Source organism: Rhizobium sp. GCM10022189, from assembly GCF_042656325.1.
Lineage (GTDB): Bacteria > Pseudomonadota > Alphaproteobacteria > Rhizobiales > Rhizobiaceae > Rhizobium.
In genome coordinates this window covers 460,889-485,597 of the sequence record NZ_JBHSOR010000039.1, presented here as the reverse complement: position 1 = coordinate 485,597, position 24,709 = coordinate 460,889, and the positions used below count along the sequence as shown (strand labels likewise).

General features: G+C 62.5%; 25 protein-coding genes. 15 read left to right on the top strand and 10 right to left on the bottom strand.

Annotated elements, in window-relative coordinates:
- Window positions 1–187: 187 nt before the first annotated feature.
- Both ACFPWW_RS17300 and ACFPWW_RS17295 read left to right on the top strand, forming a co-directional pair.
- On the top strand, window positions 188–1,282 hold the full coding sequence (locus tag ACFPWW_RS17300; RefSeq protein WP_377312651.1) for a glycosyltransferase family 4 protein: 1,095 nt from the start codon (window positions 188–190) through the stop codon (window positions 1,280–1,282).
- The gene (locus ACFPWW_RS17295; protein WP_377312650.1) at window positions 1,272–2,039 is read left to right on the top strand and encodes a polysaccharide deacetylase family protein; all 768 of its coding nucleotides are present in this window, start codon (window positions 1,272–1,274) and stop codon (window positions 2,037–2,039) included. Before ACFPWW_RS17300 ends, ACFPWW_RS17295 begins: the two co-directional genes overlap by 11 nt.
- On the opposite strand, the gene ACFPWW_RS17290 is transcribed toward ACFPWW_RS17295, so the two are convergent.
- Window positions 2,021–2,851, bottom strand: a complete 831-nt coding sequence (locus tag ACFPWW_RS17290) for an MBL fold metallo-hydrolase (RefSeq protein ID WP_377312649.1) — start codon at window positions 2,849–2,851, stop codon at window positions 2,021–2,023. The two genes, ACFPWW_RS17295 and ACFPWW_RS17290, sit on opposite strands and share 19 nt — an antisense overlap.
- A 442-nt stretch (window positions 2,852–3,293) precedes the next feature.
- On the opposite strand from ACFPWW_RS17290, the gene ACFPWW_RS17285 reads away from it, so the two are divergent.
- From ACFPWW_RS17285 to ACFPWW_RS17275, 3 genes are read left to right on the top strand one after another with little or no spacing between them, the layout of a single operon-like run.
- On the top strand, window positions 3,294–4,409 hold the full coding sequence (locus ACFPWW_RS17285) for an ABC transporter ATP-binding protein (RefSeq protein WP_377312648.1): 1,116 nt from the start codon (window positions 3,294–3,296) through the stop codon (window positions 4,407–4,409).
- Complete coding sequence (locus tag ACFPWW_RS17280) at window positions 4,402–5,361, top strand: ABC transporter substrate-binding protein (RefSeq protein ID WP_112754047.1); 960 nt, start codon at window positions 4,402–4,404, stop codon at window positions 5,359–5,361. The genes ACFPWW_RS17285 and ACFPWW_RS17280 overlap by 8 nt, the downstream gene beginning before the upstream one ends.
- 11 nt (window positions 5,362–5,372) lie before the next feature.
- Window positions 5,373–7,052: an ABC transporter permease gene (locus ACFPWW_RS17275; RefSeq protein WP_377312647.1), complete on the top strand. Its 1,680-nt coding sequence runs from the start codon at window positions 5,373–5,375 to the stop codon at window positions 7,050–7,052.
- Between the two features lie 289 nt (window positions 7,053–7,341).
- On the opposite strand, the gene ACFPWW_RS17270 is transcribed toward ACFPWW_RS17275, so the two are convergent.
- From ACFPWW_RS17270 to pcaD, 6 genes are all read right to left on the bottom strand, one after another.
- The gene (locus ACFPWW_RS17270; protein ID WP_112754041.1) at window positions 7,342–8,109 is read right to left on the bottom strand and encodes an SDR family oxidoreductase; all 768 of its coding nucleotides are present in this window, start codon (window positions 8,107–8,109) and stop codon (window positions 7,342–7,344) included.
- A gap of 62 nt (window positions 8,110–8,171) precedes the next feature.
- Window positions 8,172–9,218, bottom strand: a complete 1,047-nt coding sequence (locus ACFPWW_RS17265) for a 3-carboxy-cis,cis-muconate cycloisomerase (RefSeq protein WP_377312646.1) — start codon at window positions 9,216–9,218, stop codon at window positions 8,172–8,174.
- 119 nt (window positions 9,219–9,337) lie between these two features.
- Window positions 9,338–9,949 carry a protocatechuate 3,4-dioxygenase subunit alpha gene (pcaG, locus tag ACFPWW_RS17260; protein WP_112570483.1) on the bottom strand — a complete coding sequence of 204 codons (612 nt, stop codon included), beginning with the start codon at window positions 9,947–9,949 and terminating at the stop codon, window positions 9,338–9,340.
- 1 nt (window position 9,950) lies between these two features.
- Complete coding sequence (pcaH, locus tag ACFPWW_RS17255; protein WP_112570481.1) at window positions 9,951–10,700, bottom strand: protocatechuate 3,4-dioxygenase subunit beta; 750 nt, start codon at window positions 10,698–10,700, stop codon at window positions 9,951–9,953.
- Window positions 10,701–10,710: 10 nt separating this feature from the next.
- Window positions 10,711–11,109: a 4-carboxymuconolactone decarboxylase gene (gene pcaC, locus ACFPWW_RS17250; protein ID WP_112570479.1), complete on the bottom strand. Its 399-nt coding sequence runs from the start codon at window positions 11,107–11,109 to the stop codon at window positions 10,711–10,713.
- Window positions 11,106–11,909 (bottom strand): 3-oxoadipate enol-lactonase, encoded by an 804-nt coding sequence (gene pcaD, locus ACFPWW_RS17245; protein ID WP_377312645.1) that lies wholly within the window; start codon window positions 11,907–11,909, stop codon window positions 11,106–11,108. The genes pcaC and pcaD overlap by 4 nt, the downstream gene beginning before the upstream one ends.
- Before the next feature lie 93 nt (window positions 11,910–12,002).
- Between pcaD and pcaQ the strand changes: the two genes are divergently transcribed.
- From pcaQ to ACFPWW_RS17220, 5 genes are all read left to right on the top strand, one after another.
- Window positions 12,003–12,941, top strand: coding sequence for a pca operon transcription factor PcaQ (gene pcaQ / locus ACFPWW_RS17240; RefSeq protein WP_112754133.1), 939 nt, complete (start codon window positions 12,003–12,005; stop codon window positions 12,939–12,941).
- Window positions 12,942–13,008: 67 nt separating this feature from the next.
- Entirely contained in the window at window positions 13,009–13,902 is an 894-nt protein-coding gene (locus ACFPWW_RS17235) for an NAD(P)-dependent oxidoreductase (protein WP_377312644.1), read from the top strand.
- Between the two features lie 81 nt (window positions 13,903–13,983).
- Window positions 13,984–14,661: a response regulator transcription factor gene (locus tag ACFPWW_RS17230; RefSeq protein ID WP_112703398.1), complete on the top strand. Its 678-nt coding sequence runs from the start codon at window positions 13,984–13,986 to the stop codon at window positions 14,659–14,661.
- Window positions 14,658–16,028, top strand: a complete 1,371-nt coding sequence (locus ACFPWW_RS17225) for a sensor histidine kinase (RefSeq protein WP_112754033.1) — start codon at window positions 14,658–14,660, stop codon at window positions 16,026–16,028. The genes ACFPWW_RS17230 and ACFPWW_RS17225 overlap by 4 nt, the downstream gene beginning before the upstream one ends.
- Before the next feature lie 86 nt (window positions 16,029–16,114).
- Entirely contained in the window at window positions 16,115–16,684 is a 570-nt protein-coding gene (locus tag ACFPWW_RS17220; RefSeq protein ID WP_112570651.1) for a class I SAM-dependent methyltransferase, read from the top strand.
- Between the two features lie 76 nt (window positions 16,685–16,760).
- On the opposite strand, the gene ACFPWW_RS17215 is transcribed toward ACFPWW_RS17220, so the two are convergent.
- Together ACFPWW_RS17215 and ACFPWW_RS17210 are read right to left on the bottom strand one after the other, a co-directional pair.
- Window positions 16,761–17,516: an IclR family transcriptional regulator gene (locus ACFPWW_RS17215; RefSeq protein ID WP_377312643.1), complete on the bottom strand. Its 756-nt coding sequence runs from the start codon at window positions 17,514–17,516 to the stop codon at window positions 16,761–16,763.
- A gap of 71 nt (window positions 17,517–17,587) precedes the next feature.
- A complete protein-coding gene (locus ACFPWW_RS17210) occupies window positions 17,588–18,499 on the bottom strand; it encodes an acetamidase/formamidase family protein (protein ID WP_377312642.1) in 912 nt (303 codons plus the stop codon).
- Window positions 18,500–18,653: 154 nt separating this feature from the next.
- Here ACFPWW_RS17210 and ACFPWW_RS17205 point away from each other — a divergent pair, with 154 nt between their 5' ends.
- Window positions 18,654–19,076 carry a YbaN family protein gene (locus ACFPWW_RS17205; protein WP_377312641.1) on the top strand — a complete coding sequence of 141 codons (423 nt, stop codon included), beginning with the start codon at window positions 18,654–18,656 and terminating at the stop codon, window positions 19,074–19,076.
- Between the two features lie 100 nt (window positions 19,077–19,176).
- Window positions 19,177–19,431, top strand: coding sequence for a hypothetical protein (locus tag ACFPWW_RS17200; RefSeq protein ID WP_377312639.1), 255 nt, complete (start codon window positions 19,177–19,179; stop codon window positions 19,429–19,431).
- Between the two features lie 470 nt (window positions 19,432–19,901).
- Here ACFPWW_RS17200 and ACFPWW_RS17195 read toward each other — a convergent pair whose 3' ends face one another.
- The gene (locus ACFPWW_RS17195) at window positions 19,902–21,581 is read right to left on the bottom strand and encodes a Na/Pi cotransporter family protein (RefSeq protein WP_113413281.1); all 1,680 of its coding nucleotides are present in this window, start codon (window positions 21,579–21,581) and stop codon (window positions 19,902–19,904) included.
- Between the two features lie 291 nt (window positions 21,582–21,872).
- On the opposite strand from ACFPWW_RS17195, the gene ACFPWW_RS17190 reads away from it, so the two are divergent.
- The 3 genes from ACFPWW_RS17190 to pcaF are packed head-to-tail and all read left to right on the top strand — an operon-like array spanning window position 21,873 to window position 24,479.
- Complete coding sequence (locus ACFPWW_RS17190; RefSeq protein WP_377312638.1) at window positions 21,873–22,580, top strand: 3-oxoacid CoA-transferase subunit A; 708 nt, start codon at window positions 21,873–21,875, stop codon at window positions 22,578–22,580.
- Window positions 22,577–23,266, top strand: coding sequence for a CoA transferase subunit B (locus tag ACFPWW_RS17185; protein WP_112703406.1), 690 nt, complete (start codon window positions 22,577–22,579; stop codon window positions 23,264–23,266). The genes ACFPWW_RS17190 and ACFPWW_RS17185 overlap by 4 nt, the downstream gene beginning before the upstream one ends.
- A 10-nt stretch (window positions 23,267–23,276) precedes the next feature.
- Window positions 23,277–24,479 carry a 3-oxoadipyl-CoA thiolase gene (gene pcaF / locus ACFPWW_RS17180; RefSeq protein ID WP_377312636.1) on the top strand — a complete coding sequence of 401 codons (1,203 nt, stop codon included), beginning with the start codon at window positions 23,277–23,279 and terminating at the stop codon, window positions 24,477–24,479.
- The last annotated feature ends 230 nt before the right edge of the window (window positions 24,480–24,709 follow it).

Genomic DNA, 24,709 nt, shown 5'->3' with positions numbered 1-24,709 from the left:
CCTGTTCTTGAAGCTCAAATCGCAAATGCACTAGAGAAGACCAAAAAGGGCGGAATTATCGTCTCGTCTAATCACGATCGCTTCGGTATGCCTGTCTGTATCGTTCAAGGATAGTGACAATAGCGGAAATTTTCGCTTGCGGCGCGAGCGCCGATTGTAAACACACTGTCACAGGCGGAGTGTCGCGATGCGGATCGCTTTCTACGCGCCGATGAAATCGCCGAACCATCCGGTGCCTTCGGGCGACCGGCTGATGGCGCAGCTATTGGTGCGGGCGCTGGAAATGGCGGGCCACTCGGTCGAAGTCGTATCCGAACTGCGCATCTATGCCGGTACGCCGGAAGCGGCAGCCGAACTGCGGGTGAAGGCCGAAGAGGAACGCGAAAGGCTGAGACGCAAGTGGCAGCAGGAGCCGAAACCGGAGCTCTGGTTCTGCTATCACCCCTATTACAAATCCCCTGATCTCCTCGGGCCGGGGATCGCAGCGGAATTCGCCATTCCCTATGTCACGGCGGAAGCCTCCTATTCGCGCAAGCGCGATGCGACCGGCTGGGCGGACTTTCAGACACCGGTAGGCGAGGCGATCCGTCGGGCGGCGGTCAATATCGCCTTCACGGACCGCGATCGCCGAGGGCTGGAGGACGCCTTTCCCGAAGCGCGTATCGCAGGATTGAAACCTTTTATCGACACGGCGCTCTTCGAGCCGGTAAAGCCTGATCCCGATCCGCAACGATTGATGACCGTGGCGATGATGCGGGCCGGCGACAAGATGGAGAGCTACAGGATGCTCTCTGCGGCGCTCCGCGTCATCGAGGATCGGCCGTGGACGCTCGGCATCGTCGGCGGCGGTCCGCTGAGGAGCGAGGTGGAGGCGCTGTTTGCAGGCTTTGCGTCCGGTCGTATCGACTGGCTCGGCCAGAGGGAGCCGGAGGACATAGCCAGCTTGCTATCAAGGGGCGGCATCTATGTCTGGCCGGGCTGCGGCGAAGCCTACGGACTGGCCTATCTCGAAGCGCAGGCGGCGGGGCTTCCTGTCGTGGCGCAGAGGACCGCCGGCGTGCCCGCTGTGGTTGAGGCCGACATGACCGGGCTGTTGACGGCTGATGGCGATGTGGGAGCTTACGCGCGCGCCATTGCCGGGCTGCTGGACGATGGGGCGCGTCGTGAGGCCATGTCATTCGCCGCCCGAAGCTTTGTCATCAACGAGCGCTCGCTTGCCGGCGCGGCGAGAGAACTGGATTTGATCCTACGCAATCATGCAGGGGCAACATATGATCGATAGCACCATTCGCGAGCCGTTGCATCGGGAGCTGGAGCGCTGGCAAGACGCTGGCCGCGTAGCGCGGCTCTGGTTGCGGGACGACGATGCAATCGAGCCGACGGCGGCGCTTGAGCGGCTGATTGCCGAGACGAAAAACTATCATATCCCCATCACGCTTGCCGTCATTCCGGCCTTTACAGGCACGCCGCTCGCGCAGCGGCTTGCGGAGGAAGCGCATGTCAGCGTGGCTGTCCACGGCTGGGCGCATCACAATCATGCCGGACCCGATGAGAAGAAGCAGGAACTGGGCGGACCTCGTCTGGAAGAAACCGTTCTCGGCGAGCTTTTTGAAGGCTTCCTGAAGCTGAAGGATCTCTACCCGACACGCTTTCTGACCATGCTGGTTCCACCCTGGAACCGGATCGACAAGGGGCTCGTTCCCAAGCTTCCGGCACTCGGCTTCCAATCGCTTTCCACCTACGGCCGGGTCAAGGGAAAAGGTCCGCTCGCTATCGTCAACACCCATGTCGACCTGATGGACTGGCACGGCACGCGCGGCGGGCGGCCGATGGCTGAGCTGATCGGTGAACTGGTCGCGGAGCTGCAGGACAGGTTCGAGGGCCGCAGCGAGCCGATCGGCGTGCTCGGGCACCATCTGGTGCATGACGCGGCCGCCTGGGATTTCCTTGCCGAACTCTTCGAGGCGACGGCAGGCCATCCCGCAGTGGAATGGGTCTCAGCAGCGTCGCTGGTGCAGGATCAGATGTCGATCACCTGATTGTCGCGGGCGGCAAAGGCGCCGGCAAAGGCGGCCTGCGCCTCGCTTTCCATCACGGCAAGCTGTCCGTCGGTGCGCGAGGGCGCATGATGGAACAGGGCAAAGCGCTTGGCGCCCGCCATTTTCGCCAGTTCCGTGCCGTGCTGCCACGTGGAATGGCCAAAGCCCTTGAATCGCTGCATCTCGTCTTCGTTATAGGTGCAATCGTAGACGACGAGATCGGCATCCTTCATCATCTCGAGCGCCACCGGGTCATGCGTGCCCGGAACGTGCTCGATGTCGTAGATCAGTGCCACGATGCGGCCCTTCCAGTGGATGCGATAGCCGATCGCGCCGCCCGGATGGTTCAGCATATAGGTCTGCATCTCGACGCCCTTGTGCGGGGTCAGCGTCTGGCCGGCGTGGAAATCGCGGAAGTTCATCGTCGCCTGGCAGATATCGGTCTTTACCGGGAACCACGGCGGGCTGATGAACTGCTCCACCATCTCGCGCGTGCTCATCTTGCCGTCAAGATGACCGGACCAGATGTTGACGTTGATCGAGGGATAGTAGATCGCCTTGAAGAAGGGCAGGCCGATGATGTGGTCGTAATGGCAGTGACTGAAGAAGAGGTCGACATCGCGGACCTCGTCCGCAAGAAGCGAAAGCCCGGCCTCGCGCAGTCCCGAGCCCGCGTCGAAGATCATCCGGTGCTCGCCGCAGCGAATTTCTATGCAGGAGGTGTTGCCTCCATATCGGTCGAATTCCGGGCCTGATACGGGGATGCTTCCCCGAACGCCCCAAAATTTTACCTGAAACAGATCGTTGCTCATTTTCCTTCAAACCAGCTTTCCCGCTTCATCATCGTAGTCACCATCGATCCCGATCCGAAGCTGCAGAATTCCACGGGTTTGCCTATATCCCCTCGCACTCTTCCAACGGCTAGCCGAAGAAGAAGTAGATTTTCCTAAGCAATCGGCTTTTGGCTCAGAATGCAAGCCGGTATGGTTCGTTTTCGGTAAACGTTCCGGCATATGCGAGGTTGCGACACGTCCGCGGGTTCGTTCATCTTAAATGGTTGTGCGCGACCGAAAATGCAAACCCCCTGATTTTACGGCCCTAACGGCTGGCACGTCGGCTGCCGGTTCGGCGAAAAGCCGCGGCTCGCTTCCGTCAAGAGTATTGTCACAAAACTGAAGCAAAACTGTCGCAAAGCTGTCATCCGGGATGCCTAAATGTCGCCATACTTTCTTTAAAGCGACATTCGGTCTGCCCATGAACACCCCCTCAGTTCGATCGTCTTCCGCCGTTGCAGCGGCAGGTCTGGAATTGAGTTACGGGTCGACGCAGATCCTTAAAGGCATTGATTTTTCTCTGGAAAAAGGCAAGACGCTGGCGCTGCTCGGCCCATCTGGATGCGGCAAGACCACGCTCTTGAGGCTGGTGGCGGGTCTGCTTGCGCCGACCAGAGGGTCCGTTTCGATTGCCGCTACCATGGTTGCCGATGGCGCGACCGGCGTTTTCGTTCCGCCGGAGCGGCGCGGGCTTGGCATGGTCTTTCAGGATTACGCGCTCTGGCCGCATCTGACTGTCGGCGGCAATGTTTCCTTTCCGCTGGAAATGCGCAACGTCGGCAAGGCCGAGCGCCAGACCCGGACGATGCGGGCGCTGGAGCGCGTCGGCCTGTCCGCCTATGCCGACCGGCGGCCGAGCGATCTTTCCGGAGGCCAGCAGCAGCGCGTGGCGATTGCGCGCGCCATCGTCGCCGAGCCGCAGCTTATCCTTTTCGACGAACCGCTTTCGAACCTTGACCGCGAGTTGCGCGAAAACATGGTGGGCGAGCTTGCCGAACTCATCTCCACGCTCGGCCTGACGGCGATCTATGTGACGCACGACCATAGCGAGGCGCTGACGCTGGCCGACGAGGTCGCTGTCATGCGCTCCGGCCGGATCGAACAGCTTGCCTCGCCCGACGATCTGATCGAGCGGCCGGCGAGCCCCGAGGTTGCCGATTTCCTGCGGCTTGGCTGCCTTGCCGATATCGAGCGGCGCGGGCACGTCTGGCACTTCAAGGGCAGCGATATCGTGCTCAGCGATGCCGAAGGTGTTGCAGGCAACAGCGCCCGCGTGCTGATCCCGGTCGCCTCTATTGCGGCCGGCGAGGTCTCTGCCGGCCGCCTTGCCGCGACTGTGCTGCGCTCGCAGTTTCGCGGCGACGGCCATCTGGCAAGCGTTTCGCTCGCGGGCTTGCCGGGCCTGGAGTTGCAGGTTCTGAGCCGCGCCAAGCTGCGCGCCGGCGAGACGATCGGCCTTGTGATCGACACAGCGCAGATCCGTTGGTTTCAGCAGGAAATACCCCAATCCATAGAGGAGAAAGTGGAACATGTTTAAGTCGTTGAAGAGTATCACTTTTGGCGTTGTCGCCGCTGCCCTGATGGCCGGTGTCGCCCATGCCGACGTCACTGTTTACACCGCTGGCCCGCAGAGCCTGATCGACAAGCTGTCGGCCGGCTTCACCAAGCAGACCGGTGTCAAGGTCAATGTTTTCCAGGCGACGACCGGCAAGGTCATGGCCCGTATCGAAGCCGAAGCCGCCAACCCGGTTGTCGACGTTGTCATCTCCGCTTCCTGGGATACGGCAAACGACTTCGCCAAGCGCGGCTGGCTCGTCAACTATGCAAGCCCGAACGCTGCCAAGGTTCCGGATTTCCTGAAGTCCGAAGGCGCCGTTGCGCAGGGCATCTCGGCTCTCGGCATCGTCTGGAACACCAAGAGCGGCACGCCGAAGCCGGCTGAATGGGCCGACCTGACGAAGCCGGAATACAAGGACCTCGTCAACATTCCGGACCCGGCACAGTCCGGCTCCTCCTTCGAACTGACCGCCGCTCTCGCCGGCCAGGACGACTGGAAGCTGTTCAAGGCTCTGCAGGCCAACGGCGCCATCATCGCCGGTGCGAATGCCGACGCGCTGAACCCGGTTCTGCAGGGTGCGAAGGCTGTCGTCTTCGGCGCTGTCGATTACATCGCTCTTGCTGCCCAGAAGAAGGGCGAGAATATCGAAGTCGTGTTCCCGAAGTCCGGCACGGTCATCGCGCCGCGCCCGGCCATGATCATGAACTGGTCCAAGAACCAGGACGACGCCAAGAAGTTCATCGACTACATGCTGTCTGATGAAGGTCAGGCACTCGTTGCCGGCGAAATGCTGATGCCGTCGCGCACCGACGTTGCCGCTTCCCGTCCGCTGATCAGCGACCTGACGCTCCTGAAGTACGACACGGCCGCTGTCTACGGCAAGCGCAAGGAAACGCTGAAGACCTTCGCCGATCTCTACGGCGCCAAGTAAGGTCCGGATTGATGAGAGGAAACGGCATCGGCGGCACGGCTCCGGCCGCCTGGCTGGCAACAGCGGGCCTCGTTCTCGTCGTTGCCGTTCCCTTCATCGCGGTGGTGCTGCAAGGCATTTTCCCCGAACTCGGACAGGGCTCGTTTGCGAGCCCTTTCTCCTCGCTCTATGCAACGCTTGCCGACAGTTCCCTGATCCGCATGGGCGGCAATACGATCCTGCTTGGCTGCTGCGTCGTGCTCGCCTCGGCGCTGGTCGCCGTACCGCTCGGCGTATTCCGCGCCCTCTACAGGATTCCGTTTGCGTCCCTCTGGGACGTGCTTCTGCTCGTGCCCTTCATGATCCCGCCCTATATCGCGACACTCGGCTGGATCATGACGCTGCAGCCGCGCGGCTATCTGCAGCAGCTTGCGGGCTTCAATCTCGCGCCCTTCCTGTTTTCGATCTTCGGCATGACGCTGGTCATGGCCTTCAACACGTTCCCGGTCGTCTATTTCGCCGTATCGCGCACGGTCGAGGCCGTCGGCGCACGTTACGCCGATGTCGGCCGCGTCTTCGGCGCCTCGCCGGCGCGCGCCTTCTGGCGCATCACGCTGCCGCTCTCGACACCCGGCCTGACGGCGAGCCTGATGCTGGTCTTTGCCGCTGCGATCGAAGAATACGGCACACCTGCGGCGCTCGGCCGACGCGCTGGTTTTCAGGTTCTGGTGACAGGCATCGACCTGCGCGTCACCGACTGGCCGATCGATCTGCCGGGGGCTGCCATCCTGTCGCTGGTGCTGGTCGCCATGTCGCTCGTCACCTTCCTCCTGCAACGCTGGATTCTCGCCCGCCGCTCCTACCAGACGGTGGGCGGCAAGCCGACGACCAAGGACAAACGGCCGCTCGGCGCGCTGAAAGTGCCTGTCATGATCGCTTTTGCCGTCGTCGCGTTTCTTGCGACGGGCGTGCCGTTGCTGGCGATCCTTGCAACGGCACTGGCCCGCACGATCTCCGGCGGTCTCGCCTTCGACAATGTCAGCCTGGACAATTTCACGGCGGTCTTCGGCAACGGTGCCGGTGCGGTGACCGCGCTGATGAACAGTTTCTCGCTCGGCATCGGCACGGCGCTGATAACGGGCCTGATCGGCGTGACCGCCGCCTATACGGTGGTGAAGACCAGGATGTCCGGCCGCACGGCAATCGATGTGATGACCATCCTGCCGAATGCCCTGCCGGGCATCGTCGTTGCCGTCGGCCTCATCCTTGCCTGGAACATGCCGGGCCTGCCGTTCACGCCCTACAACACCGCTTTCATCCTGCTGCTGGCCTATTGCTGCATCCTGCTGCCGCAGCCGGTGCGCTACACGACGGCAGCCTTCCAGCAGATCGGCGACAACCTGGAGGCGGCAGCCCGCGTTTGCGGGGCCAGTGGCGTGACGGCATTCCGCCGCATCCTGCTGCCACTCGTCTTTCCGAGCCTCGCCTCTTCCATGCTGCTGGTCTTCGCGCTCGCCTCGCGCGAACTGGTCGCGTCCGTCGTCGTGGCGCCTGTCGGCATGCAGACGATCGCCACGTTCATCTGGCGCCAGTTCGAGCAGGGTTCGATCGGCCTCGGCATGGCGATGGCCTTTATTGCCATCTGCATCACGACGCTGCTGCCGCTCATCCTGATGGGGCTTATGCGGCGGGGCAATATGGTCGCGGATTGAGGCATGCTCCAAATTGAATGGTTCTTGTTTCCCGCCGATATTGCTGGGATGATTTCCTCAGGCAACCTTCGGAGCAAACTTGGCTCCAGTCACGGAGATCCTCATAGGCCTCTCGGTTGTTTCTATCCTGATCGTCGTACTGCCGTATTCCTGCCTTGGAACCCCCGCTGGGGACACGCCTGCGATTTCCAGGGCGTTTCGTTCGTGGCCGAGCTGAAGCCGGCCTCAAGTTGAGTTTTGACTGCGATGATGGAGGCGATGGCGGTGGTGACGGAGGAGGCGATTAGCCTCAGAGCGACGCCGTGATCCCGCCGTCAACCATCAGCATATGGCCATTGACGAAGGACGAAGCATTCGACGCCAGGAAGACGGCCGCCCCCACCAGTTCTTCCACGTTGCCCCAGCGGCCGGCCGGTGTGCGCGTTTCGAGCCAGCTGGAAAATTTCGGATCATCGACCAGCGCCTGATTGAGCGGTGTCTTGAAATAGCCCGGTGCGATGGCGTTGACCTGCAAGCCATGCTTCGCCCAGTCGGTCGCCATGCCGCGGGTGAGGTTGCGCACGGCGCCTTTGGTTGCCGTATAGGGCGCAATGTTCGGCCGTGCGAGCTCGGCCTGCACCGAGGCGATGTTGATGATCTTGCCGCGGCCGCGGGCAATCATCGCCTGCGCCACCGGCTGGCTGACATAGAAGATGCTGGACACATTGGTGCGGAAAAGCTCGTCCCACTTCTCGACCGGGAATTCCTCCAGCGGCGTGCGGAACTGCATGCCGGCATTGTTGATCAGGATATCGATCGGGCCGATCTCCGCTTCGATATAGGTAATGGCGGCGCGGCTGGCCTGGGCGTCCGTCACATCGAAGGCGGCGCTGACCGCATGATGTTTCTGCTCGCGGATGGTCTCGGCCGCGGCCTCCGCCTTCTGGGCATTGCGGCCATTGATGATGACCGAGGCGCCATGCTCGGCAAGGCCGAGCGCCAGCGCATAGCCGATACCCTGGCTGGAGCCTGTCACCAGCGCGCGGCGGCCGGAAAGATCGAAGAGCGGAAAGGTCACGGGAGCACTCCTGAAATCAACGGTTCTGCATAGCCGGTTTTGCCGCTGGAGTGCAAAGGCGATCAGCCTGTTCCCAGCCGTCTGATATTGCCGGCAAGTTCCCTCGCCAACCGCAGCGAGGCAGCAGTCGCCATCACCATCTGCGGCAGGACAAGCCACTCGAGCGTCCAGGCCGCACCCGAGCGCTCCTGTTCATGGACGAGCGAATGGTGGATGGCTGAAAGCTGTGTGGGGTTGAAGCGGGCCAGCGCCACCAGCGTTTCGGCCGCGACCGGATTCTGCTTGTGAGCCATGGCGGAGGAAGCGCCGCCGCCCGCAAGCTCGATTTCGCCGCCGGCCTCCGCCAGCAGCGCTATATCCTGCCCGAATTTGCCGAGGCTGCCGGTGATCAGCGAGTAGAGGTTGGCAAGGTCGGCAATATGCATGCGCCGGCTCTGCCATTGCGGTTCCTCCGTCAGGCCGAGCTCCTGCGCCAGCGAGGCGCGCACCGACGCCGCCGCGGGGCCGAGTTTTTCGAGCGTGCCGGCAGCACCGCCCAATTGGATCGGGAATGTCTGTTCCGTCAGCCGGTCACGATAGGTTTCGAGCGGGATCCGCCAGGCGGCGATACGGTCGGCCGCGGAAATGGGGATGGCGGCCTGCATGCGGGTGTAGCCCATCAGTCGGTTGGCGCCGAATTGCCTCTCGAGGCCGGCAAGCCCGGTGACGATGGAATGCAGGCGCCCGCCGAAGAGGAAGGTGACAGACTTCAGCCGCAGCATCAGGCTGGTATCGATCGCGTCCTGGCTGGTCGCGCCGAAATGGACGTGTTCACCAGCCTCGCTGCCGACGGCTTGCCTGATCTGCCTGACCAGGCCGGGAATGACGACGCCGTCTTTTGCCGTCGCCGCCTTCAGGCTGTCCACGTCGGCGGCAAAGTTTGCGCAGATATCGCCGATCGTCCGTGCGGCCTCGGCTGGAATGACGCCGTGCATTGCCTCGGCACGGGCGAGGGCTGCCTCGAAGGAGAGCATTGCCCGGATATCGGCTTCGGCCGAGAAATAGGCGGCGATTTCAGCGTCGCCAAGCAGGCCGGAAAGGAAGGGATGGTCGAAAGGGGACGTCGTCATCTGGCATCTCGGTTCATCGCTGGCCATCCACCTGCCTAAATCATCTCCAGCCGGAAAGGCAGGGCGAGATCGACGCTACCTGCCCGGCAGATTGCGGGCAAGCGGCCGGTAGATATGGCTCAAATGTCCAGGAACACGGTCTCCTTCGGTCCCTGCAGATAAATGTCGAAATTCAGTTTCGCGCCGTCGCGGGCAGCAATCAGCGTTGCCACGCGCTCGCGGTGCTCGATGCGGGAGAGGATCGGATCCGCCGCATTGGCCTCCTGTTCCTCCGGAAAATACATGCGCGTGTGCAGGCCGATATTGATGCCGCGGGCGACGATCCAGAAGGTGATGTGCGGCGCCATCTTGCGGCCGTCCTTGAAGGGCACCTTGCCGGGTTTGATGGTCTCGAAACTATAGACGCCGTCCTCGGCGCGGGTGGGGCAGCGGCCCCAGCCGGTGAAATTCGGGTCGGCGGTGCCGCGCATTTCCGAGGGGCTGTTGTAGAGGCCGGCGCTGTCGGCCTGCCAGATCTCGATCACGGCATCGCGAACGAGGGCGCCGGCGCCATCGAAAATACGGCCGCTGACGGTGATACGCTCGCCAAGCGTCTTGTCGTTGAGCATCTGCGTGCCGAGGTCGCTGTCGTAGACGCCTGTAATGTCGCAGAAATTCGGCGTCAGGCCGATATGCACATAGGGGCCGGCGGTCTGGGACGGGGTTTCCTTGAGATAGCCGAGTTCCTGCATGTCAGTTCCCCTCCAGCTTGTTTTCGAACATGGTCGAGCGGCGGCCGCGCAACACGATATCGAACTTGTAGGCGCGGCTGTCCATCGGGATCGTGTTGCCCCAGTCGAGCGGCGCGATGAGCTGCTCGATCGCGGCCTTGTCGGGAATCGTGCCGACGATCGGACATTTCCAGATCATCGGATCGCCCTCGAAATACATCTGGGTGATCAGGCGCTGCGAGAAACCATGGCCGAAGATCGAGAAATGGATATGGGCCGGGCGCCAGTCGTTGACGCCGTTCGGCCAGGGATAGGCGCCCGGCCGCACGGTACGGAAAAAGTACCGGCCCTCCTCGTCGGTGACAAACCGGCCGCAACCGCCGAAATTCGGGTCGATGGCGGCGAGATAGGTTTCCTTCTTGTGGCGATAGCGCCCGCCGGCATTGGCCTGCCAGAATTCCACGAGAACGCCGGATTGCGGCCGGCCGCGCTCGTCGAGCACCCGGCCGTGCACGATGATGCGCTCGCCGATGGCGCTTTCGCCGGGGCGGGCGAAATTGTGGATCAGGTCGTTATCCATCTCGCCGATCATCGAATGGCCGAAGACGGGGCCGGTGATTTCGGAGATCGTGCCGTCGAGCGACAGGAGCGCGCGCTGCGGCGAACGCAGGAGCGAGGTCTTGTAGCCCGGCGCATAGGCCGGCGGATGCCAGGCGCGGTCACGGGCGAAGAAGGCCCCGGTTTCTGGCTTGCGGTTCGGTAAATCCGACATTCTCTCCCCCTCAGGCCGCCTTGCCGGCGTCCATCTGCTCGAAAACCTGCTTTGCGATCTTGATCGCGTGATTGGCGGCCGGCACACCGGCATAGATCGCCACATGCAGCAGCGCCTCGCGAATATCCTCCCGGGAGGCGCCGGTATTCACTGTGGCGCGCACATGCATCGCCACTTCGTCATCCTGGCCGAGTGCCGCAAGCAGGGCGATGGTAATCATCGAGCGCTCGCGTTTCGTCAGTTCCGGCCGCGACCAGACGTGGCCCCAGGCGGCTTCGGTGATCAGCTCCTGGAACGGCCTGTCGAATTCGGTCGAGGCCGCCTGCGCGCGGTCGACATGGGCATCGCCGAGCACCGAGCGGCGGGTCGCCATGCCCTGGTGATAGCGTTCGGACGCGGTGTCGCTCATGGGCTCTTTTCTCCGATGGATGAGAGGAAGGCGCGAATGATTGCGGTCAGCGCTTCCGGCTGCTCGACCGGCGGAATATGGGCGCAATCCTTGATCACTTCGTAGCGGGCGCCAGGGATCAGCTTTGCCGTCGAAAGCACCAGATCCGGCGGCGTAGAACCGTCCTGATCACCGACGACGCAGATGGTCGGTACCTTGATCCGGCCTGCGGCTTCGGTGAAATCGGCATCGCGGATCGCAGCACAGGTCGCGAGATAGCCTTCCACCGGCTGGCGGATCAGCATGTTGCAATAGCCGGCATAGGCGATGTTTTCCGGCCGGCGGAAGGCCGGCGTGAACCAGCGCTCCATCACCATGTCGACAATGCTGGCAATGCCGTCCTTTTCGACGGCGGTGATACGGTTATTCCAGCTTTCGGCCGTGCCGATCTTGTGCGCAGTGTCGCAGAGGATGAGTGCCTTCACCAGGTCCGGGCGGTGCCGATAGAGCGCTTGGGCAATCAGACCGCCGACGGAAAGACCGCAAATGACGGCGTCCTTGACGGATAGCAGATCGAGCAGCCCGGCCAGATCGGTCGCATGGTCCGCGATGGAATAGGGCACCTGGCCGACATCGGACAGGCCATGACCGCGCATATCGTAGAGAATGATGGCAAAGTCGCCGGCAAGACGTACGATCACATCGCGCCAGATCCGGAAGTCCGTGCCGAGCGAATTGGCAAAGACAATGACCGGCCTGTCAGCGGGCGCGCCGATCAGCTGATAGTGGATCGTTACGTCGTTGATACTGGCAAACTGCACTTTAAATCTCCTCCGTTCCCAATTTGGTGAGTTGATCCGGTTAAGTAAAATGATATTTTTCGGCTTTCTGATAACCTATGAGTTATGAAAGCGATGATCGACAGCCGCATCAAGTTTCGCCATCTGCAGACCTTTGTCGAGGTGGCGCGGCAGAAAAGCGTCATGAAGGCGGCCGAACTGCTGCATGTCAGCCAGCCGGCGGTGACGAAGACGATCCGCGAGCTGGAGCAGGCGCTCGGGGTCGGCGTTTTCGAGCGCGACGGGCGCGGCATACGGATTACGCGATATGGCGAGGTTTTCCTGCGTCACGCCGGCGCCGCGCTGACGGCACTGCGGCAGGGGCTCGATTCCGTCTCGCAGGAGCAGTTCGGTGATGCTCCGCCAATCCGCGTCGGCGCGCTGCCGACAGTCTCGACCCGCATCATGCCGCGCGCGATGGACCTGTTCTTGAAGGAAAACACATGGAGCCGGGTGAAGATCGTCACCGGCGACAACGCCGTGCTTCTTGAGCAGCTTCGCATCGGCGATCTCGATCTCGTCGTCGGGCGTCTGGCCGGTGCGGAGAGAATGGCCGGCTTTTCCTTCGAGCACCTTTATTCCGAGCAGGTCGTCTTCGCCGTGCGCGCCGGCCATCCGCTGTTGACTGCCGGCAAATCGCTCTTTGACGAGCTTGGCCGCTATACGCTGTTGATGCCGACCCGCGGTTCGATCATCCGGCCGGTGGTCGAGAATTTTCTGATCGCCAATGGCGTGGCCAGTCTGCCGAGCCAGATCGAAACCGTCTCAGATGCGTTCGGCCGCGCTTTCGTGCGCGACAGCGACGCGGTCTGGATCATTTCCAACGGCGTGGTCGCGCGCGATATCGCAGACGGCGTGCTTGCCGCCCTGCCGGTCGATACTACCGAGACGAAGGGTCCCGTCGGGCTGACGGTGCGCACGGATTCCATCCCCTCGCTGCCGCTGTCGATCCTCATTCAGACGATCCGCGAGGCGGCGCTGGAGATTTCCGGGCGGCCCGCACCTGCGCACTAACCTTCAAGACAGTTGCCGCTCTTGCTCGTAGATTTGCCGCCCCTGGCTATCCAAAGAGGCGGCAGCAATGAAAACAGGCTTCATCGGCCTCGGTGTGATGGGCACGCCGATGGCGCTCAATCTCGTGCGGGCAGGCACGGATCTCATCGTCTGGAACCGTTCACCGGAAAGTGCCGAAGCGTTGCGGGCGGCCGGCGCCGAGGTGGCCGCCGATGTCGATGCGGTGTTCCGCAAAGCCGGAACCGTGATCCTGATGCTTGCGACAGAGGCTGTCATCGATACGGTTCTCGGGCGTGGCGCGCCTGACTTTGGCGCGCGTATCGCCGGGCATGTCATCATCCACATGGGAACGACCGCGCCGCAATATTCGAAAGGTCTCGAAGAAGAGATCCGCTCGGCCGGCGGCCGCTATGTCGAGGCGCCGGTTTCCGGGTCGCGTCGGCCGGCGGAGGAGGGCCGGCTTGTGGCCATGCTTGCCGGGGAAGCCGGTATTGTCGAGGAGGTCCGCCCGCTGCTGAGACCCATGTGCCGCGAGGCGGTCGTCTGCGGCGCGGTGCCGAACGCGCTGTTGATGAAACTTGCCGTCAACATCTTTCTCATCGCCTCGGTGACAGGCTTGGCGGAAGCGGCCCATTTTGCCGGCAGGCAGGGGCTGGACATGGCGCTTTTCAAGGCCGTCGTCGATGCCGGCCAGATGGCGAGCGGCATATCGCGGGTCAAGAGCGGCAAGCTGCTGGAGCGGGATTTCTCCGTGCAGGCGGCAATCTCCGACGTACTGAAGAACAACCGGCTGGTCGCCGAAGCGGCGCGGCGGGCGGGCATTGCCTCGCCGCTGCTCGATGTCTGCCATGGGCTCTATGCCGAAACCGAAGGTCTGGGTTTCGGGCATGAGGACATGGCGGCCGTTATCCGTGCGCTTGAAGCGCGGACCGAGGCAATCGGCCTGCATTGCGGCGATTGACGCTGCAAGCCTCTGGCCTTTCGCGTCATGCTGACGCAATCTTGCCTGTGCAGAGAGCGGTTTTTGAAGTTGGACGATCGAATGCGCGTCTTGCTGGCGGAAGATGAACCGGAAATGGCCGCTGTCCTGACGGCGGCGCTCCGCAACAACAATATCATCACGGACCACGTTTCGACGATCGAGGCCGCCGAGGAAGCCGTGCGGCTGAACAGCTACGACGCCCTGCTGCTCGACCGCAGCCTTCCCGATGGCGACGGGCTCGAACTCATCGCCGAAGCGCGCCGCATTCAGGCTGCCGTTCCGGTCATCATGCTGACGGCGCGCGGCGATCTGAAGGACAGGATCGAAGGTCTCGATCTCGGCGCCGACGACTATCTCGCAAAGCCCTTTGCCGTCGAGGAGCTGATGGCGCGGCTCAGGGCCATCCTGCGCCGACCGGGCAATATGGAGATCGAAAGCCTGTGCCTCGGCCGGCTGCATTTCGACCTGCGCAACCGCGAGGCCCGGGTCGGCGACGCGGCGCTCGAACTGCCGCGCCGCGAACTGCTGGTGCTGGAGGCGCTGATGCGTCGCGCCGGCCGCACGGTGGAGCGCTCGAGCCTCGAAGAGGCGGTCTACGGCATGGATGACGAGATCCAGTCCAATGCGCTCGATGCGCATGTTTCGCGCGTGCGCCGCAAGCTCGACGCGGCGGCTGCCGGGGTCGAGATCCATACGATCCGTGGCGTGGGCTATCTGATCCGGCAGGCCCGGCCATGAAGAAGATGAAATTCTACTCGCTGAAATGGCGTCTGATCCGCCGGCTGGTGGCGCTGCAGGCCGCGACCCTGGTGCTGATTGCGATCGCCTTTGCCTTCGTCTTCTGGATCTCGGGCATGAGCGGGATTTTTGCGCCTGACGAACATGCGATCGACGCGGTAACGGAATCGCTCGCCTGGAACCCGGACGGCTCCATGCGCATCACCAGCAACGATCATCTGGACCACCAGCGCGACAAGGCGGCGGATTTCTGGTTCCTGGTGCGTGACGAGCAGGGGCACGTGCTGACCGAGGGCAATGTGCCGGCGCAATATCTCGCCATTGCGGCCTCGGGCACGGATATCGCCGAGGCGCGCTTCAACGGGGATGAGGACAACCCGGCGACGATCGCTGCACGCCTGCAGAAAGTGAAGACCGATCACGGCGACCTTCTCGTCATCGTCGGGCGCCAGGGCAGCCTTTCCGCCGGAAAGCTTCTCGTCGTCTTCATGGCGATCGCTTCCGGTATCGTGCTGCCGGTCATTCTGCTCACGGGCCTGATCACGCTTGCCGTCACGCCCTTCGTGGCGCGCGGCATCCATCGCGGATTGAACGAGGTGGCGCAGGCGGCGCAAGGAATCGACGGGACGACGCGCGGCTACCGCCTGCCGCTCGAAAACGTGCCGGAAGAAGTGGCGCCGCTGGTGATCGCCATGAACGAGACGCTGCAGCGTCTCGACGACGATCACAACAAACAGCGGCGCTTCATGCTGGCCGCCGCCCATGAGCTGCGCACGCCGATTGCCATCCTGCAAAACCGGTTGGAAACCATGCCGCCGACGGAGGCGACCAACCGGCTGCTGGAAGATGTCGCCCGCCTTTCGACGCTGGCCCAGCAGCTGCTCGACCTGCAGCGGCTCAATCAGGAGCCGGTGCCGGATTGCTCCATCGACCTTGCGACGGTTGCGCGCCGGCAGGCGGCGGAACTTGCGCCGCTTATCATTGCGGCCGGATATCAGGCGAATTTCGAACTCCGCTCGATGCCGGAGCGCATTCTCGGCGATGAGACGGCGCTGGAGCGGGCAATTGCCAACCTGGTTCAGAATGCCATCCAGCATGGCGGCCGGAGCGGCACGATTACCATTGCTGTAGAGCGTCCGGCGCAAATCTCCGTCAGCGATGAAGGTCCGGGTATCGCGCCTGAGGATCGCGAGCGGATTTTCGAACCGTTCCAGCGCGCGAACGGCCGCAGCCAGGGCATAGGGCTCGGCCTTCATCTCGTGCGCGAGATCGTCAAGCTGCACCACGGGCGCGTGTGGGTGTCGAATGCGGAGGGCGGCGGCGCGAGCTTCAACATGAGCTTCGAGCCGACCATCCAGGCCGCCTGAATCTTTCGTGCGGTGCGAGCGCACGTCATGCTCGCATCATTTGAAGGGGGAATACCGGAATCGGATGATCGATGCTGGAGACCCGCATGCAACAGCCGCCGCTGGCCGCCTTCTTTAGTGCGCTTCTCGCCGAGCCCAGGAAAATCGGCGCGATCGTGCCCTCGGGAGGGCGGCTGGCGCGGCTGATGACCAGCGAGATAGAGCCTTCGGCAGGCAAGGTGCTGGAGCTTGGCCCCGGCACGGGGGTCTTCACTGCGGCGCTTCTCAAGCGCGGCCTGCCGGCGCGAGACCTGACATTGGTGGAGCTCGAAAGCCGCTTCATCGCCCCGCTGCAGCAGCGTTTTCCCGACGTGACGATCCTCCGGCGCGATGCGTGCGAACTCGCCGCCTGCAAGGAGGAGCTTGGACCGCAAGCGGCGATCGTCAGCGGACTGCCTTTCCGAAATATGCCCGCGGAAATCGTTCGCGCCATCGTCGGCGGCGGATTCAGTCTGCTTGAACGCGGCGGCGCCTTCTACCAGTTCACCTACGGCCATGCCTGCTCGGTACCGTCGGACGTGCTCGATGAGTTCGGACTGCAGGCCGAAAGGCTCGGCCGGGTGCGCCTGAATATCCCGCCGGCCAGCGTCTTTCGCATTTCGCGCCGGCCGGCATGACGGATGTGGTCTTGCCGGACTTCGCTGATTTCAGCCGGCGAATGGTCCAGCATTTCTAGAGCGTTTGCGACATGCGCTAGCGCAGCACGGTGCGCAGCGTCGCCTGGGTTTCCCTCAGCAGCGGCAGATAGCGCGCGACCATCTCGGCCGCGGGCACATGGGCGGCCGGCGCCCCGATATTGATGGCGGCAACCGTCTGGCCGCGATCGTTCTCGACCGGCACAGCGATGGAGCAGAGGCCGAGCTCCAGCTCCTGATCGATCAGGGCATAACCCTCTGCGCGGACCTTCCGGAACTCGGCCATCAATTCTCCAGGATCCGTCTTCGTGTTCGGGGTGTTTGCCTTCAGCTCGCTCCTGGAAAGCACGGCCCCGGCTTCGGCTTCCGGCAGCGCTGCGAGCAAAACACGGCCCATCGAAGCACAATAAGCAGGAAGGCGGCTGCCGGGCGTGAGGTTGATCGACATGACGCGGCGCTGCGAGGCGCGGGCGACATAGACGATGTCAGTGCCGTCGAGCACCGAAGCGGATGCGCTTTGGCCGGCTTTCTCGGAGAGCGCATCGAGATGTGGCTGGATGAGCACCGGCAGCGGTGTCGCCTCCAGATAGGCATGTCCGAGCCGCAGGATTTTCGGTGTCAGCGTGAAGAACTTGCCGTCGTAATCGGCATAACCGAGCTCGGCAAGCGTGAGCAACGATCGACGCACCGTGGCGCGGTCGAGGCCGGTTAGCTTCGCTGCATCCGTGATCGAAAGCCGGCGATGCATTTCGCCGAAGGCTTCGATTACCTTGAGGCCGCGGGCGAAGCCGCTGACGAAATCACTTTCCCGCATGGGCTTGTGTGGCTCCTTCCCGGCGGCTTGGAAGTGTGCTTCGCGGGATCTATGATCGGATGGATGATGGATCAGCGTGCCGGAAGCCATTTCTTCGCTATCCGGCACGCAACTGTATAGGCGGGGTCGAAGACGTTGCCTATATCGTAGCGGACCACTTGGCCGAGCAGATGGCTGGCTGCCACTTTCGACAGGCCGTAATCCGCCACGAGCAGATTCAGCATTTCGGTCGTCGCATGCTGCAGAGCCTGATCCAGCGGCCTCGCATTGCCGATGGTGATGACGTCATCAAGCGTCTCCGCCCTCGGCCAGGATATCGACCTTACCTTTTCGACGGTGAGACGGACTGTCACCTCAAACGTCGTCTCGACGCCGGTACCGACGATTTCGCCGTCACCCTGAACGGCATGACAGTCGCCAAGGAAGAACAATGCGCCTGATACCGAGACCGGAAACCAGATCGTCGCGCCTGGACCGAGCAAGCGATAATCCATGTTCCCGCCATAGGCGCCGCTCGTCGCCGTCGAAATTGCCTGGCCATAGCTCGGTGCCACGCCGAAGCAGCCGATCATCGGGGAGAGCGGCAGAACCAGCTTTTCGATACCGGCAACCGGTTCCTTCAGTTGGACGGTCATCGCGTGCCGATCGATATGCCACAGTGTCTTCTCCGATCTCGGAAGATCACGAACCGTGTCGGGATCGATGACATTTGCCGCCAGGACACTGCGCGTGAAGCCCATGTCCCTCGTCGGTTTCATGTCCAGAATTTCGACCCTGAGAGTATCTCCGGGCTCGGCGTCTTCGACGAAAACTGGCCCGTTCATGGGATTTGGACCGTGCGCCCGCTGGACCTCGTTCTCGTCGTAGCCCCAGGCATCGAGCGTGCGGGTGACGACCGTGTCACCGCTTGCGATCGTCAAAGCCGGAGGCAAGGTTCCAAGAACGTTGTAAAAGGCAGTTGCGACGAAATCGTGGGTCGTCATGGTAGAGTTCCGCTCGGATGTCTGGGGTGTTCTCTGAAGGTGGTTCGATGAACTTACGCGTCAGCCGGGCGACCGTCGACGGCAAATTATGCTGGCGCGGGTGGATTGTTAAATATGGCGGCAGAAGATGGTGGCCTGATGGGGAGTATGTGAATTGAGTTCTACGCCAGGTCCATCGCGCAGCCCGCTGCAGCGGGCCGTCTACCTTTGCTTTGGTCTTATGATGGTCGGTCTTGGAATTATCGGCGCCATCCTTCCGCTTATACCGACAACGATTTTCCTTATCCTGGCAGCGTGGTGCTTCAGTCGGTCATCTCCGCGTCTGGAGGCCTATCTGATGAATAGTCGATTTGGCGGCCCGTTGCGCGACTGGCGCGAGAACGGCGCGATTTCCCGTAAATCCAAGATGTTAGCGTTGATGGGGATGTCGGTTGGATACGCGGTATTCCTGATCGGGTCGAAGCCATCGGTTTTCCTCGCGATTGTCGTCGGGGCATCGATCCTGGCTTGCGCTGCTTACGTCGTTTCGCGACCGGGTTCCGCCGAGCCCAACCAGCTGGAGGAAAGCGACGGCTGATCTGTTTTGCTGACGAGAGGCACTTTACAACGAGCGTAAACTCAAATTATACGGCCCGCTCACTATTGCTCCCACACCCCAGCATTCCCATCTGAGCGCCATGCCAAAAACCCACAAGCACAAGTTCCTGCGGGAACAATATCGACGCATGCTCGCGTCCGACCACCACATCGATCCGCGCTGGCGCGACAGTTTTGACGCCTTTCTGACGGATATCGACCATTTGGCGCCCAACACCGGAAGCCGTCGAATTATTGGTCGCAGGAACCCCAAGCTCGGCTTTGTGCCCGGAAATGTCGAGTGGCATTGGGAAAGCACCACACTGCCCACATCGCGGGAAGCCAGAGGACGTTAAGTCCGAAGGCGTGACGGGCTCGATCTAAATTGAGCTCGGCGCTTGCGGAGTAGCTTACTTGATGCTTATCGGTGCCTCTCCCTGCTGATATGGTGTGGGGGTTCTCAATGAGGGGATGGATCGAATAACGCGCTTTGCGATCGAGGCGTCGAGCCACAGGCTGAGCATCAATTTGATGAAACCGGCCAGGTGCAGGACATAAATGAGAGCATTGGTGAAATGGGCGAAGAACCCCACCAGGGGCCTTTCTTCTTGCCCTGCCGCAGCCGATTCTGTCTATAGGTGCCAAGCCGCCCTTCCGCTTCCGCGGCAGCGAGGCTCTACTCGGGATCGACATTGAGCCGCTGTTCGATATCCGCAACCGGCATCGCGTGCCACGCTGTTGCGCCCGCACCTGTCGCTATCGTCAACTGAACCATCGTCTTCCCCTCTCATTGCGGTGTGTCCGGTCGGCCCACTGGTCTCGATTGTCACGCGCGCGGGTCGATCGCCGCTCCCGTGTGTTCATGTCGGCCCAGGAGATGCGTCGCCGAGCGCCAGGCATGATGCGCGATCCGGTCGAGCCGCCGGACGGCGTCGACGCGGGCAAACGCTTCGGTGGCAGTCAATTTTCCGGGTGCGACGGCGGCGAGGGTCTCGGCGCGGTGATCGCGCTGCATGGCGTCGAGGTCCTTCGCCGCGCGTTCAATGTTTGCGAACGAGGCATCGACCTCAGCTGAAACGGTCCAGCCAATCGGCTCCGCCCGCGCCGTAAGCGCAGATTCTCCGGTAATCGATTCACCAACCATCTGCGTCGCTCGCATCGCCTGAATGCAAAGCTCAGCGGCGCGAAAGTCATCGGGTACTCCGGCCATCCGTTCGGGAATGTCGCCTTCCCCAAGGATCTCCACGAGCCTTGAGGCATGTTCAAGCGCGTGCAACGTGCTCGTCATGCGCAGCCGCTCCTCTTCCGTCTCGGACGGCTCTTTCAGTTCGGAGAGAAAATTCTGTGCCTGCGCGAGTGCTGCAACTGCTGCCGCGCTGTCCTGCATCGTACGACCACCCTCGGCCGAGAGGGCAGCGGCGACTGAAGCCGCCGACGTCTTGAGAATCTCCGCCACGACGCGCCGGGTTGTTTCGACCGCGATCACCGGATTGACGAGCGCGCTTGGATCAAGCGCACGTTCGAGCGGTGTCTCGCTGGAGGGCAGAATGCGCTCTACGATGTGGGTGAACCATTGTGTCGCCGGAAGGAGCACCGCGACTCCGACGACATTATAAGCTGTGTGGTAAGCGGCCAGGAGCGTCGTCCCGTCGACTGACGCGGCAAACGCTCTCATCGTCGCTGCGGTAAACGGAAAAGCGACGATTGCAATGAGTGCGGCTATGACCTTGAACAGCACATAGGCAAGAGCGAGGCGCTTGGCCGTCGAACTGGCGCCGATGGCCGCCAACGCGGAACTCGTCGCTGTTCCGATATTCTGGCCGATGATCAGGGCCGCACCCTGCTCAAGGCTGATCGCCCCGGCATAGAAAGCCGCAATCGTGACGGCGATGGCAGCCGTCGATGACTGCATGACCGCGGTCATCGCCAGGCCGACGGCGATCAGGGTCAGGAGGCCGACCAAGCCTGAGATCCAGCCAACTCCCGGCACGCCGAGCACTGCGGGCAAATCGGATGGATGCAGGCTTTCAGCGAGGCCTCCCATGCCCTGCTGAAGGGTCGTGAGCCCGTAGAGCACCAACGCGAAGCCTGCAAGTGCGCTGCCCGCTGCCGCGCTTCGCCCACCGCCAAGCAGCTTGGCCAGCGCGCCGGCAAAGATCAGGGGTAGGGCGTAGGCGGACAGCGAGACGCGCACGCCGAGCAACGCCACCAGCCAGCCCGTGCCCGTCGTGCCGACATTGGCGCCGAACACGAGGCCAAGCCCCTGCGGGAAGGTCAGCAGCCCGGCATTGACGAGGCCGATCGTCGTCATCGTCACTGCGCTCGATGACTGCACGAGCAGCGTAATTAGGGCACCCCAGAAGGCGCCTGTGAGAGGCGTGGCCGCCGCTTTGCCGAGGACCGAGCGCAGCGCCGAGCCGGCCAGAGCCTTCAATCCGTCGGTCATGACGGTCATGCCGAGCAGGAACAACCCGACGCCGCCGAGAATGGCAATTACCGTCGACATCTGCGCCCCGCACCCATCGGTTTTCCTTTAGTGTTCGCTAAATGGGATCATACGCGAATGCCACCCTGTGTTGCGATTCCTTTTTTATACCGCGCAAGGCGGCTGAGCAGCCGGATTTCGTCTTCGACCTTTGCCAGACGCGGCACGGGTCGCGCGACACCATTGTTGTTGTGCGTTATATGAACAAATATCGTATATCGCACAAAACTCTTGCCGTTCGACTGGCTCTCGCCTTATTCCTTACACATCGGAAGGCGCGAGGAAGCCTCATCCGGCAAGGAGAGATCCAGCATGGACAAGACGATCGGGAGCGCGGCAGATGCCGTCTCCGAAATCGGCGACGGCGCTACCGTTATGATCGGTGGCTTCGGTGGCTCGGGTGCGCCGATCGAGCTCATTCACGCGCTCATCGACAAAGGCTCGAAAAACCTGACTGTCATCAACAACAATGCGGGCAATGGCCGTATCGGCATTGCAGCGATGATCGATGCCGGCATGGTGAGAAAGATGATCTGCTCCTTCCCGCGCTCATCCGATCCGCGTGCTTTTACCGATAGATATCTCGCCGGCGAGATCGAACTGGAACTCGTGCCGCAGGGTACGCTTGCCGAACGCATCCGCGCCGGGGGCGCCGGTATCCCGGCCTTCTATACGCCGACGGGTTATGGAACCGAGCTTGCCGAGGGCAAGGTCATCGCCGAGTTCGATGGTCGCCACTATGTGCAGGAACGCTGGCTGAAAGCCGATTTTGCGATCGTCAAGGCACATGCCGGCGATACCTACGGCAACCTTACTTACAACAAGGCCGGTCGCAACTTTAACCCGCTGATGTGCATGGCGGCGGCAAAGACAATCGCGCAGGTCTCGACCATCGTGCCGGCCGGCGGCATCGATCCTGAGCATGTCGTCACACCCGGCATCTTTGTCGACCGCGTCGTCGAGATCGCCAATCCGCAACAGGAAGAAGAGCTCATTCGAGCCGGGGTGGCTTACGCATGACCGTCGATACCAGAGAGGATATCAAGCTTTCCAACGCCCAGATTGCCTGGCGCGCCGCGCAGGACATAGCCGATGGCGCCTATGTCAATCTCGGCATCGGCTTTCCGGAAATGGTCGCCCGTTATCAGCCGCCCGGCCGACAGGCGATTTTCCACACCGAAAACGGCATCCTCAATTTCGGCGAAGCGCCGGCGGCGGGCGAGGAGGACTGGGACCTCATCAATGCCGGCAAGAAGGCGGTGACGCTGAAGCCGGGTGCGGCCTTCTTTCACCATGCCGACAGCTTCGCCATGGTGCGCGGCGGCCATCTCGACGTTGCGATCCTCGGCGCCTATCAGGTTGCGCAGAACGGCGATCTCGCCAATTGGCGCGTCGGCGCAAAGGGCGTGCCGGCCGTGGGCGGCGCGATGGACCTGGTTCACGGCGCAAAGCAGGTCTGCGTCATCACCGAACATGTCACCAAGAACGGCGAGCCGAAGCTGGTCGACCGATGCAGCTTTCCGCTGACGGGTGTCGGCTGCATCACCCGCATCTATACCAGCCATGCGGTCATCGACATCAAGGACGGGCATTTCGTGCTGCGCGAGAAGCTTGCCGCAATGTCCGTCGAGGAACTGCAGGCGATGACCGGCGCACCGCTCCATATCGAGGGGCCGGTTGGCGATCTCGTCGTTCCCGAACTTTGAGGACAAGCCCATGACCGAAGCCTTTATCTGCGATTATATCCGCACGCCGATCGGCCGCTACGGCGGCGCGCTTTCCTCCGTGCGTGCCGACGATCTCGGCGCCGTGCCGCTGAAGGCGCTGATGGCGAAAAACGCCTCCGTCGACTGGGACGCGGTCGATGACGTCATCTTCGGCTGCGCCAATCAGGCGGGCGAGGACAACAGAAACGTCGCGCGCATGTCGCTGCTTCTTGCCGGACTGCCGCTCTCCGTGCCGGGCACGACGATCAACCGGCTCTGTGGATCGGGCATGGATGCCGTCATCACCGCGGCGCGCGCCATTCGCGCCGGCGAAGCCGAACTGATGATTGCGGGCGGCGTCGAAAGCATGTCGCGCGCGCCCTTCGTCATGCCGAAGGCCGATGCGGCTTTTTCGCGGGCTGCCGAGATCCATGATACGACGATCGGCTGGCGTTTCGTCAATCCTCTGATGAAGAAGCAATACGGCGTCGACTCCATGCCGGAAACCGGCGAAAACGTTGCCGAGGACTACAAGGTGAGCCGGGAGGATCAGGACGCCTTTGCCGTGCGCTCGCAGGCAAAGGCCGCGGCCTCCCAGGCAAGCGGCAGGCTGGCGAAAGAGATCACTCCGGTGACTATCCCCCAGCGCAAGGGCGATGCCGTTGTCGTCGAGAAGGATGAACACCCGCGCGCAACCAGCATGGAAGCGCTCGCCAGGCTGCCGACGCCGTTCCGTCAGGGCGGCACGGTGACGGCCGGCAATGCTTCGGGCGTTAACGATGGTGCTGCCGCCCTCATCATCGCCTCGGAAGCGGCGGCGAAGAAATATGGGCTGACGCCGATTGCCCGTATTCTCGGGGGTGCGGCGGCCGCCGTCCCGCCGCGCGTCATGGGCATCGGTCCCATACCGGCTTCGCGCAAGCTGATGGCGCGCCTTGGCCTGAAGCAAGAACAGTTCGACGTGATCGAACTCAACGAAGCCTTTGCCAGCCAGGGTCTTGCAGTGCTGCGCGAGCTTGGCATTGCCGATGACGATCAGCGGGTGAACCGCAATGGCGGTGCGATCGCGCTCGGCCATCCGCTCGGCATGTCGGGTGCCCGTATCGCGGGCACGGCGGCACTGGAACTTGGCGAAACCGGCGGCCGCTATTCGCTCTCGACCATGTGCATCGGCGTCGGCCAGGGCATCGCGGTGGCGCTCGAACGGGTTTGAGCACGGCTCATTCGAGAACCGACTGCACAGGATTTCTCTGCGCAGACCGAAATATGTCTTGAGCAGCTTTGGGAAATCGTCCGAGGCATAGAAAGCCGTCAACGTGCGGTCGACGAGAAGCCGGAAGACGGAATCGTCGCGCCGCATTGCGATGCCGTAGGGCTCGCGGGTGAAAAGCCGGCTGCCGAGTTCCCGTCCGGAAGGGTTGCCCGCCCGGTCGGCAAGATAGA